The 12090-nt window shown below is 60.8% G+C and carries 7 protein-coding genes; 6 read left to right on the top strand and 1 reads right to left on the bottom strand.

Translation table 11 applies throughout. The features are described 5' to 3' along the window. Window positions 1-125: 125 nt before the first annotated feature. Entirely contained in the window at window positions 126-1484 is a 1359-nt protein-coding gene (gene thrC / locus BV034_RS22725; protein ID WP_050029259.1) for a threonine synthase, read from the bottom strand. 200 nt (window positions 1485-1684) lie between these two features. Here thrC and BV034_RS22720 point away from each other — a divergent pair, with 200 nt between their 5' ends. The 6 genes from BV034_RS22720 to BV034_RS22695 all read left to right on the top strand — a co-directional run bounded on the left by BV034_RS22720 (window position 1685) and on the right by BV034_RS22695 (window position 12082). Beyond that, window positions 1685-3292, top strand: a complete 1608-nt coding sequence (locus BV034_RS22720) for an ABC-F family ATP-binding cassette domain-containing protein (protein ID WP_050029258.1) — start codon at window positions 1685-1687, stop codon at window positions 3290-3292. 534 nt (window positions 3293-3826) lie between these two features. Then, a complete protein-coding gene (locus tag BV034_RS22715; RefSeq protein WP_038166944.1) occupies window positions 3827-4060 on the top strand; it encodes a hypothetical protein in 234 nt (77 codons plus the stop codon). An 88-nt stretch (window positions 4061-4148) separates the two neighbouring features. Further along, complete coding sequence (locus BV034_RS22710; protein ID WP_050029257.1) at window positions 4149-5696, top strand: DUF4126 family protein; 1548 nt, start codon at window positions 4149-4151, stop codon at window positions 5694-5696. 157 nt (window positions 5697-5853) lie between these two features. Further along, entirely contained in the window at window positions 5854-8073 is a 2220-nt protein-coding gene (locus BV034_RS22705) for a SulP family inorganic anion transporter (RefSeq protein ID WP_050029256.1), read from the top strand. Between the two features lie 147 nt (window positions 8074-8220). Next, on the top strand, window positions 8221-10095 hold the full coding sequence (locus tag BV034_RS22700; protein ID WP_063768866.1) for a KUP/HAK/KT family potassium transporter: 1875 nt from the start codon (window positions 8221-8223) through the stop codon (window positions 10093-10095). Window positions 10096-10204: 109 nt separating this feature from the next. Then, entirely contained in the window at window positions 10205-12082 is a 1878-nt protein-coding gene (locus BV034_RS22695) for a KUP/HAK/KT family potassium transporter (protein ID WP_050029254.1), read from the top strand. Window positions 12083-12090 lie beyond the last annotated feature (8 nt).

The raw sequence follows: 12090 nt of genomic DNA, 5'->3' as shown, positions 1-12090 counted from the left end.
AACTCCAACCATCTCCGTTTCGCAGGCAGGGTTGGAGTTCCGCCTTCAGGCGGTCAGGCTGCAAAAACCCAGCGCGTTGGACCCTGCCGACGCTTTCGGCAGGGTTGCCTTCTCCTGCGTCCCTGCTACTCCGCGTGATGTGCGGTAATGAACGCCTTCAACGCTTCGACATCGGCGGGGAGAGGATTTGTCACCAGGGGCAGCGCCTTCAGCACCTCCAGAGTGGGGTGCAGCGGCTCCTGACCGGTGGACTGGGTCACCACCTCGGGGAACTTCGCCGGGCTGGCGGTGGCCAGCACGACGCTGGTGCGATCCGTTGCCATGTCGGTGAAGGCACAGGCAGTATGCGGATCCGCCACATACTGATACTGCTGCCAGATGCGGGCGATCGTCTGCGCGATGCCGTCGTCCGCCATGCGGGAGGCGCGGAAGGTGCCTTCGGGAGAAGGAAGTAGCACCGGAGCCCCGGACTTCATGGCGCCCATCACATCACGGACACTCTCCGGGTCCTCATCCAGAAGGAAGTAGAGGAAGCGCTCGAAGTTCGACGCCGCCTGGATGTCCATGCTCGGAGCGAAGCTGGGCTGGACCTCGCCGGGTATATATTCGCCCTTTGTGAAGAAGCGGTACAGAATGTCGTTTTGATTGGTCGCCACGCGGAAGCCGACGTCCGGCAGGCCCATGCGGTGGGCCATCCAGCCTGCGAGCACGTTGCCAAAGTTGCCGGTGGGCACCACGAACTCCACGTTCTTGCGGTTTTCTTCGGGCAGACGAAGCCAGGCCCAGATGTAGTACACACACTGGGCGAGTACTCGGGCAATGTTGATGGAGTTGACCGCGGAGAGGTGCTGGGAAGCGGCAAAAGCGGTGTCGCCAAAGGTCTCCTTCACCATGCGCTGGGCGTCATCAAAGGTGCCCGGCACCGGGATCGCGAAGACATTGGCTGCGCCGGTGCAGGCCATCTGGCGCTCCTGAAGAGGGGCCACCCGGCCTTGAGGATAGAGGATGAAGATGTTGATGCCTTCCTGCCCCATGCAGCCGTGGATGGCGGCGGAACCCGTGTCGCCAGAGGTGGCTCCCAGCACGGCCAGACGGTGGCCGGTGTGCGCGACCTGGCGCTTGTAGAGCAGCCCCAGCAACTGCAGGGCAAAGTCCTTGAACGCCAGCGTCGGGCCGTGGAAAAGCTCCAAAACAAAGGTGCGATCATCCAGCTTCTTCAGCGGAGCCACATCCGGGGAGTCAAACCGCGCATAGGCCTGCGTGGTCAGGCTCAGCCATTCCTCGTGCGGGATATCGGGGCCAAAAAGTGTGAAGAACTCTGCCGCCAGTTCAGCGTAGGAGAGCGTGGCCCACCCGGCCAGTTTGGTGCTGATGTCCGGCCAGGAGTCGGGCAGAAACAGTCCGCCATCAGGTGCCAGTCCGGCTTCAACGGCTTCAGCAAAGGTGTGCGGGCGGGTTTGGCCGCGGGTGGAGATGTAGTGCATGAGGTGGGCGTGCGGAGGGGCGGGAAAGGTGCCTCAGAATGGGGAAATTCAAACTTCAAATACCAAACTTCAAGAGGACCGAAATTATCGAGGCTCCCGTCGGTGCGCGTGTGAATTTTGGCATTTGAGATTTGAAGTTTCCCTGCCGGGGCTCTCGCCATTTGCTTTTCGTCCATTTTGACGGACATAGACGGTCCGCCATGCTGACCCTGCGCAACGTTACCAAGTCCTTCAACAACCGCGTCCTGTTCAAGGATGCCTCCATGACCATCAACTATGCCGAGCGTGTGGCGTTGGTGGGGCCGAACGGAGCGGGGAAGTCCACGTTGTTCTCCCTCATCCTGAAAAACGACACGCCGGATGCGGGTGAGATCGAGCGCGATGAGTGGACGACGATCGGCTACCTGCGCCAGGAAGCGGAGCCGACCGGCAATGAAACCATCCTCGATGTGGCCACGGGCAAGGCCGGGGAGATGGAGCGTCTGGAAGCGATTCTGAAAAAGTGCGAGGCGTCAGGCGACGTGAGCTCCATGGAGTATCTGGAAGCGCACTCCCAACATGAAGCGCTGCACAACCCCCAGGCAGAGGCCAAGGCGAAGAAGATTCTGAAGGGCTTTGGGTTTAAGGACGTTGATCAAGACCGTCCGGCCAGGGAACTGTCCGGCGGTTGGATCATGCGCGCCCACCTGACACGCCTGCTGGTGATCGAGCCCGATCTTCTGCTGCTGGACGAACCGACGAACCACCTCGACCTCATGTCGCTGCTCTGGTTCCGCAATTACCTGAAGAACTATCCGGGCGCGATCCTCCTGATTTCGCACGACCGCGACTTCATGGATGAGATCATCGAGACCACCTATGACATCGATGAAGGCAAGCTGATCTCGTACACGGGCAACTACTCCGACCACGTGAAGCAGAAGGAGGAAGCCTGGGAACGGGCGACCCAGGCCTATCGCAATCAGCAGAAGGAGATCGAGCACATTCAGGAGTTCATCGACAAGTTCCGCTCCGTGGCCTCCAAGGCTTCCCAGGCGCAGAGCCGTGAGAAGCAACTCGCCAAGATGGAGAAGCTCGAGAAGCCCAAGCCGCTCCGCAAGGCCTTCCGTTTCAACTTCCCCCAACCCACTCGTATTGGCCAGCGTGCCATCGGGCTGGAAGGCATCCATCAGGCCTACGGCGACAAGAAAGTGTACAACGGCCTCGATCTCGACATCGAGCGGGGTGAGCGCACCGTGCTGGTGGGGCCGAACGGCGCGGGCAAGTCCACCCTGCTGAAGATCATGGCGGGCGTGGTGCCTTTCCAAAAGGGCGAACGCCGCCTGGGCGCGAATGCGAAGCTCGGGTATTTCTCCCAGCACCGCGCCGACACCCTAGACCCGGAGAAGACCATCCTCGACGAGGTGCGTGACTCCGCCGCGGATCTGCGGGATGACGACATCCGGGCCATTCTGGGCAGCTTCCTGTTCAAGCGGGAGGACGTGTTCAAGAAGACCAAGGTGCTGAGCGGGGGCGAAAAGAGCCGCCTGAACCTGGTGAAGTTCCTCGTGAATCCGCCCAACCTGCTGCTCATGGACGAGCCCACGACGCACTTGGACATCTGGAGCATCGAGGGTCTGATTCTCGCCCTTCAGCGGTTCGAGGGAACGCTCGTCTTCATCAGCCACGACGTGCACTTCATCCGTACTTTGGCGACGAAGGTGCTGCACATCAACTCCGGGCATGTCACCGCCTTTGCGGGTGACTATGACTACTACCTGGAGAAGAGCGGCATGGAGGAAGATGCAAGGGCTGCGGCCGTTTTGTAGACAGGATTGACAAGATTTTTTAAAGATTAACAAGATTGGGTCTTGGGTCTTGGGTCTTGGGTCTTGGGTCTTGGGTCTTGGGTCTTGGGTCTTGGGTCTTGGGTCTTGGGTCTTGGGTCTTGGGTCTTGGGTCTTGGGTCTTGGGTCTTGGGTCTTTCTTGCGCGTTGGCTCATGAACCCGGAGGGTTCGCCATGCGTAGCCATGGGTCGGCCGAGCCTGGCGAGGACTACCCATGGTAGGATGGTATGGGAATTCTACCGCGCAGCGGTAGGCCCATAGCGGACAACGGGCGAATGGGGCCCATCGCGGGAACGTGGTCTGGGGTTTGCAGTACGATAGGCCTACCGCTCCGCGGTAGCACATGGATGTGAGATGTCCTCGGGTAGCCCTCGCTACGCTCGGTCGACCCGAGGCTATTCATGGTGAGCCCTCCGGGTTCGGGGGATTCTGTCGCTTGAAGTGATTCATGTTACCCAAGTGCGACCTTTGAAAATTGAGGTTTGAATTTTGAAGTTCCTCTTTGATCTTCTTTCATGGCCCTTGGAACCAAGAACCGTCTGCAGCAAACGGCCCAGGAATGCCGGCAGTACCTTCGTGAATCTCATGCCGACCAGCGGGAGCTCGTGGAGGAGTACATCCTTGAGATCGAGGGGCCTGAACATGCGGCGGATCCCACCCAGTGGAACCAGTTCGTCGATATCAAGCGCAGCCGGGCGGAGATGCTCCAGCGCCTGGACGCGGCGTTTCAGCAGTGGCTGAATGGTTGACTGGAGCCTTCCTGGCCGGTTCAGCCCGCCCGGTCTTTGAACACGGGTGCTGGCGCTCCGTCAGAGGTCATGATAGCTTGGCTCCACCATGCACATCCTGGAACAACTTGGTGTCGCGCTCGGGCTCGCCTCTCTGGCGGGGGTAAACCTGTACCTCACCGTGCTGCTGGCCGGTCTGGCGGTGCGGTTTGACTGGCTGCATATTGCCGCCCAGCATCAGAATCTTGAGGTGCTGGGGCATCCCGTCGTGCTGTTTGTCGCGGGACTGCTCTTCTGTCTGGAGTTCTTTGCCGACAAGGTACCGTGGGTGGACTCTCTGTGGGACAGCGTGCACACCTTCATCCGTCCGGTGGGCGGCGTCTTGCTAGGCCTGGAAGCGGTGGGGGACATGCCTCTGTACGTGAAGGTCACGGCGGCATTGCTGGCTGGCGGGGCTGCTCTCACTACGCACGGGGCCAAGGCGGGCACGCGACTCCTCGTCAATCAATCGCCGGAACCCGTCAGCAATGTCGCGGTAAGCGTGTCCGAAGATGTGGCCGTGGCCGGAGGTGTGGCGCTGACACTGCTCAACCCCATGGTGGCGCTGATCACGTTTGGCAGCATCCTGGTCATCCTGTGGATGCTCCTGCCCCGTCTCTGGCGGGCGTCGAAGGCGGCGGTGTGGCTGGTGTGGAAGAAGCTGCGCATGCCGGGTATGCGCCGGGCTCTGACCCAGCCGGTGGAACTGGAACGGCGGGTTAACGATGACCTTCGTGACCTGCTCCTACTTCAGGTGGGCATTGATGAGAACGACGTGCTGGCTACGGTGCGCTGCCTGAGCGGCAAGGGCCGCGGCGTGCGCGGGCTCGTCAGCAATCTGCCGGGCGTGCTGGTGCTGACCCGGCAAAGAGATCATCTCTACTTCGCCGCCAGCAAAGGACTGAGCGACCGGGTTTTCCGACTGCCGATGGAAGGCGTGGAAGTCCAGGCAGATTCACGGTTTCTGAGCGAGAATCTGGTGCTGGATGGCGCTGGGTATCGGGCGGTCTTCCGGTTCCCCAGAGGAGAAGGCGACATCGTTGAATCTCTGGCTCAGCGTTTTCAGGAGTCTACTCTACCCAAAGACCCTGTGGTGGAGGCACCGGTGGTTTCAGGAACCAAACAGGAGCGGATCAAGCCGGGGACGGGGCAGTTGCCGGCCGTTGACCTTGATGCACCCACTTCGCCGATGATGCGGTCGATTCCCGCTCCAGCTCCTGCACCGTCCCCTGAAGCTGCCGCGGTGGCGGCTCCGGATTCTGCCCCCGTTGGCAAGGAAAAGCTGACTTCTTCATCGCCCTTGCCGTCCACTGCCAGCGCGGGACCGCCAGCGCAGGAGAGTACGACAGATGCGAAGCTGCCTGAACCGGTCAGTCTGAAGCCGCTGGTCATGCCGCGCCCCAGCGTGAGCAGCGAAGTGGTGTTGCGTCCCCTTGATGATCCACCCGCGATCAGGGAGATTCAGGCGGACTTGCCTGCTCTTGCACCCAATCCAGCATCGGCGGAACTGGCTGGAGCGGACGAGGCCAAAGATAGTGACAAATCCGCTACGGTCGCCCCTGCTGAAGGCACTGAGCCCAAGAAAGAATCCCTGCCAGCGTTCCCCGCGCTGCCCTAAGGTCAGCCCGCGTGGCGGCGTGTGACTTTTTTGTTGCACAATAGTGCCCCCCAACCTGCGGCACGTTCCTATATGGAGGGGGATATCAGCGCTGCGGAGTTTTGACGGTGGTGGACTCTCGTCCGTCGGTCCGACGGCCGGCTGAGCTCCGCCAGTCATGTCCCACCCCCAACGCTCCAAGTCCTCTGCGGCCGCGTCGCCCGTCGTTTCCCGCAAGCTGCCGCACCCCTCAGAGTTTCTGGCCGGGTTTGTCACCTCCCTGGTGGGACTGGTTTACAGCATCTCGTGCGCAGCGCTTGTTTATTCCGGGAACCTCACACCGTGGCTGAGCTATGGGATGGTGAGTTCCCTGGTGACGGCAGTCGTGCTGGGTCTGGCGGTGGCGTGGCGGAGTTCGCTGCCGTTTGCCGTGGCGGGGCCGGATACCCGGGCCGCTGCCATCCTTGCGGTGGCGGTTTCGGCTGTGGCGGCCAAGGTTGGAGGAACCAACCCAATGACGGCGCTGTGGCTGACGGTGATGACCAGCGGCCTGAGCACCGGCGTCATTCTCTTTCTCCTGGGGCGTTTCAAGGCCAGTCGCTTCATTCGCTTCATTCCGTATCCCGCCGTGGGCGGCTTCCTGGCAGGCACGGGCTGGCTACTGGTGACGGGGGCTTACAAGGTGATGACAGGGCAGGCCCTGATGGCGCAACCGATGGCGGCTCTTATGAATGGGCCGTCCACTCCCATTTGGCTGGTGGGTCTGGGCTATGCGCTGGTTGTGTTGGTGGCGACGCGCCTGATTTCTCACTATTTGACGCTGCCGCTGCTGGTGATCTGTGGGGTGGGGGTGGCCTACGCTGTCGCATTGGGCAGTGGGGTGGGTGTGTCGCAAGCCCGGGATCTGGGGTGGTTTTTTGACATGCCGGTCCCGGTTTCCTTTTGGGAGCCCTGGCAGCAGTTGCAACTGGATCCCAGCCTGGGGGCCCTGATTCTCTCCCAAGGGGGGAACTTCGTCGCTCTGGCAATGGTAATGGCCATCACCATCCTCCTCTCAGCGACGGGGCTGGAACTGAAAACTCGCCAGGATGCCAATCTGGATCTGGAACTGCAGGTAAACGGCTGGGGCAACCTGCTCTCTGGCATGGCTGGCGGTATGGCAGGGTGCCTCTCCATCAACCGCACTCTCCTGAACTACCAGGCTGGTGCCCGCACGCGGCTGGCAGGGGTGCTCGTGGCCCTGGTCTGCGCCGCTGTGCTGGCTTTTCAGTGGCCTCTTCTCTCCTACACCCCCAAGCCCCTGTTGGGTGGGCTGTTGCTCTATCTCGGTCTGAGCCTCCTGCATGAGTGGCTAATTCTCAACTGGAGCCGTCTTTCTCGGGTGGACTATGGAATCGTGGTGGTCATTCTCCTGGCCGTGGCGAGCTTTGGTTTCCTGCCAGGCATGTTGCTGGGCGTGGTGATCGCGGCCATCTCCTTTGCGGTGAACTACAGCCGGATCAATGTGGTGAAGCACGCCCTCACGGGTTCCCAACACCGCAGCAATGTGGAACGGTCACCAGCGGCGGAGCGCTATCTGCAGGAGCACGGGCGGGAGATTCAGATCTTCTGGTTGCATGGCTACCTCTTCTTTGGCACGGCCAACCGGCTCGTTGAGGATGCCCGGCGGCAAATCCGCGGCAGCGACGGGAAGGCGGCGGCGAAGTTCCTCATCCTCGATTTTGCCCGGGTTAGCGGGATGGATTCCTCGTCGGTACTCAGCTTTGCCAAGATGCGGCAGATCGCCCGTCAGCAGGACTCGGTGATCCTCTTCTCCCGGGTGCCGGCATCTCTCGCTGACAAGTTGCATGGGGAATCCAATGGCAGTGAACGGACCCGAACGTTTCACGATGTGGACCGGGCGCTGGAGTGGTGTGAGGATCAACTCCTCGAAAATGCCGACCGGGAACGGACCCAGTACAACGGCCTGCTGGACCTTGTGAACCAGCAGTTCGGCAGCAACACCATGGCGCGGGCGTTCGTCGAGTACCTGGAGCGTCTGGATGTCACGGCTGGCACCTACCTGTGCCGGGAAGGGGAGGCCTCCACGAGTCTCTTCTTTGTGGAACGAGGGCGGATCTCCGTGACGGTGGAGCTGGCCAACGGGCAACAGAAGCGACTTCGTTCCATGGGCGCGGGCACGGTGGTGGGAGAGATGGGCTTGATCCTGGGGACGCCACGGTCTGCCGCTGTCGTGGCTGATCTGGACAGCCGGGTCTATCGCCTTACCGCAGAGTCCCTGCGACAGATTCAGCTTGAGGTGCCTGAGATCGCCGCAGCCTTCCAGCAGTTCCTTCTGCGCCTGCTGGCAAGACGGCTTGTGGCGGCAAATGGTGAAATCAAAGCTCTGCTCGATTGATTTTCCGTGGAAGCAATGGGGTTTGTTTGCAGTTGAGAATCAATTGGTTGCGAATATGTGTGCAGGTTGCCTCTTGCACAAATCATCCTTCGGTGCATAGATGGCCTTCCCGTATCATGGGTCGCGGCAACGCGCGAAACCCCTCCAATGTCACAACATAAATCTTCGAGCTGGACGCTGGCGTTGCTCGCCCTAGGGGTGGTGTACGGAGACATTGGGACGAGCCCGCTCTACGCCTTGCGGGAGTGTCTTCATGGTCGCTATGAAGCCGGGAATGCGCTCACCGTTCTTGGTCCTGTATCTCTGATGATCTGGTCGCTGACCATCATCGTGATGATCAAATACCTGTTCCTCCTAAGCAAGGCGGACAATCAGGGAGAGGGGGGGATCTTTGCCCTATACTCCCTGCTCCGTCAGCAGAAGGCGGGCTTGAGCAAGCGAGCCGTGAGCGTGTTGAGTCTGATCGCTCTCGTAGGGGCGGCTCTGTTGTATGGAGACGGCATCATCACTCCGGCCATCTCCGTGTTGGCGGCGGTGGAGGGGATTGAGCGGGTCAGCCCTGGACTGCCCCACTGGGTCATCCCAGTGATCGCCGCGTGTATTCTGCTGGGGTTGTTCCTCGTGCAAAGGCATGGCACGGGCCGGATCGGGGGCAGTTTCGGCCCGGTGATGTTGATCTGGTTTTCCACCCTTGCCGCACTCGGTCTGTGGCATTTGCTTCGCGATCCCAGCGTATTGCGGGCCTTCTCCCCTCACTACGGTGTGCAGTACCTCTGGTATGAAGGCGGTCAGGCATTCCACATCATGGGCACCGTCCTGCTGGCGGTCACGGGGTGTGAGGCCCTGTATGCGGACATCGGTCATTTTGGCCGGGAGGCCATGAAGCGCTCCTGGATCTACGTCGCCTATCCGGCGCTCGTGCTGAACTATCTGGGACAGGGCGCACTCCTCCTGAACAATCCCAAAGCGGCAGAGCACCCCTTCTACAGCATGGTGGAAGGCAATCTCCTGATCCCGCTGGTGATCCTGGCCACCATGGCCACGATCATTGCCTCCCAGGCCATGATCACGGGAGTTTTCTCCCTCACCCAGCAGGCGGTGCAGCTCGGCTTTGTGCCCCGGCTCAAGATCGTGCACACCTCCACCGACGTGCGTGGGCAGATCTACATGCCACAGATCAACACGCTGCTCTGCGTGGCATGTCTCGGACTGGTGCTGTACTTCAAGGAATCGTCCGCGCTGGCTTCGGCCTACGGTCTCTCGGTCGCCTCTGACATGGTGCTCAGCAGCATCCTGCTGTTCATGGTCATGACCCGTCTGTGGAAATGGGAGACTTGGAAAGCAGCCATTCCGATCGCCTTGTTCCTGCTGCTGGAGAGTGGCTACTGGCTGGGCAGCATCTTCAAGCTTTTCCACGGGGCCTGGATTCCGCTCATCATCACGGGTCTGCTCTGGATGCTGATGAAAACCTGGCGCGATGGCCGCGCCATCCTCATCAAGCGGGTCACCCGCAGCCTGGTGCCAGTGGTGCATCTGGTGGATGAGATCAAGCGGGGCAAGATTCTTCGCGTACAGGGCATCGGTGTGTTCATGTCGTCGTCTGGCGATGGTCTGCCCTTGGTGCTGCTGCACCATCTGAAGCACAACAAAGTGCTGCACGAGACAGCGGTGCTGCTGACGGTGAAGTTCGAGGAGGCGCCGTTTGTCGACCCGGAACGACGCGTGGAGGTGGTGGACTTGCACGAGAGCTTCTTCCGCGTGATCCTGCACTACGGCTACAGTGAGTCCCCTGAGGTGATGCGCGACATGTGCCGTGCGCTGAAGGATCGCGGGATCACCAAGCTCAACGACATGAGCTTTTACCAGAGCCGCGAGTTGTTGCTGACCGACGGCAACGGCCGCATGGCCACATGGCGCAAGAAGCTCTTCGTCTTTCTCTCCCGTGTGGCGCGTCCCGCCACCGGTTACTTCCAGCTGCCTTCTCGGCAGGTGATTGAACTGGGTATTCAACTCGAACTCTGATCGACGTAAAACGCCGGCCTGCTGGCATGAACCCTGTTCACAAACCACCCTGCCAAAGCTGAGGGAGAAAATTCTCCCGGACCCGAAATTCTTGAGGGCCGGGAATGCTATGCACCACAACGACACGTCAAAAAGCTGGCCCCTGGCGCTCGCCGCCTTGGGGGTAGTGTATGGGGACATTGGAACCAGCCCACTGTATGCACTGCGGGAGTGCCTGGGGGAGGGGAGATTCCTTGCGACTGATCCCGTGACGGTGCTCGGTCCAGTGTCGCTGATGCTGTGGTCCTTCATCCTGATCGTCTCGGTGAAGTACCTGCTCATGCTTACCCGGGCGACCAACCAGGGTGAGGGCGGGGTGTTTGCTTTGCTCTCCATCCTCAAGCAGCCGGTCGCGGGGCTCAGTTCCAAGGCCATCTCGTGGCTGGGGCTGTTTGCCATCCTCGGTGCGGCGCTCATGTACGGAGACGGCGTGATCACGCCCGCCATTTCCGTGCTCTCAGCCGTGGAGGGGTTAAAGGAAATCGACCCCCACTTTGAGCAGTACATCGTGCCCGTGGCGGTGGTGATCCTGCTGGGCGTGTTTTTTGTGCAGCGGCATGGTACTCATCGCATTGGGGCCAGTTTTGGCCCGGTGATGGTGGTTTGGTTTGTCGTGCTGGCCGGGATTGGGCTCGTGAATGTGGTGCAGCATCCGGCGGCATTGAAGGCTCTCTCCCCACACTACGGGGTGCGTTACATCTTTGAGCATGGTCATCACGGGGTGGGCATCATGGGTTCCGTGCTGTTGTGCGTGACCGGATGTGAGGCTCTCTACGCAGACATCGGTCACTTCGGTGCCACGGCCATGCGGCGCTCCTGGTTTCTGTTGGCGGGTCCGGCGCTTTCCCTGAACTACATGGGGCAGGCAGGCTTGGTGCTGGCGAACCCTGAGGCTCATGGCAACCCGTTCTACCGCATGGTGCCGGGGGGGTGGCTGGTTCCCATGGTGATCCTGGCCACAATGGCGACGATTATCGCCTCCCAGGCGATGATTACGGGCGTCTTCTCCTTGACGCAGCAGGCGGTTCAGCTCGGGTATCTGCCGCGACTGAAGATCAAACACACCAACCCGGACCTGCGTGGCCAGATCTACATGCCGCAGATCAATTCACTACTGTGCGTGGCGTGTCTGGCGCTGGTGGTGAGTTTCAAGAGCTCGGGTGCGCTCGCCGCCGCCTATGGGCTCTCCGTTTCTGCCAACATGGTGCTGAGCACCATCCTCTTCTACGCCGTGGCGGTGCGTGTCTGGAAGTGGGCGCTCTGGAAGGCGCTCATCCCAGTGATCGCCTTCCTGCTACTGGAGTGCTCCTATGTGGCAGGCAGCCTCACGAAGCTGTTCCACGGGGCCTGGATGCCGGTGCTGGCCACTGTCGTGCTGTGGATCGTGATGAAAACCTGGCAGGACGGGCGGGCCATTCTGTGGAGACTGGTCAAGCAGGGGCAGTTGCCGACGGAGCACCTTATCGCCGAGCTGGAGAACAACCGGATCACCCGCGTGAAGGGCACTGGCGTTTTCATGAGCGGCACGGCCGATGGACTGCCCCTGGTGATGCTGCACCACCTGAAACACAACAAGGCGCTCCATGAGCGGGTGGTGCTGCTCACGGTGCAATTCCATGAGGAGCCGTACGTGAAGGAGGAGAAGCGGGTGTCCGCCATCGAGCTGGCTCCCAAATTCCATCGCGTGGTGCTGCACTACGGCTTTGTGGAGTCGCCAGATGTGATGCGGGATCTCTGCCATGCGTTGGAGTTCAAGAAGATCCACGAAATGAGCAACATCAGCTTCTACCAGGCGAGAGAACTCCTCCTGCCCACCGGCCGGGGAAAAATGGCAGAGTGGCGCAAGAAGCTTTTTGTCTCCCTGTCCCGTGCGGCCCGTCCTGCTACTGGGTATTTTGACCTGCCCTCCCGGCAGGTGATTGAGCTGGGCATCCAGATGGAGCTGTGATTAGCGAG

It is taken from the genome of Verrucomicrobium sp. BvORR034 (assembly GCF_000739635.1).
In the GTDB taxonomy this organism is placed as follows: Bacteria; Verrucomicrobiota; Verrucomicrobiia; order Verrucomicrobiales; family Verrucomicrobiaceae; genus Verrucomicrobium.
The sequence above is the reverse complement of the archived record's forward strand: the minus strand, read 5'-3'. Positions and strand labels throughout refer to the sequence as shown.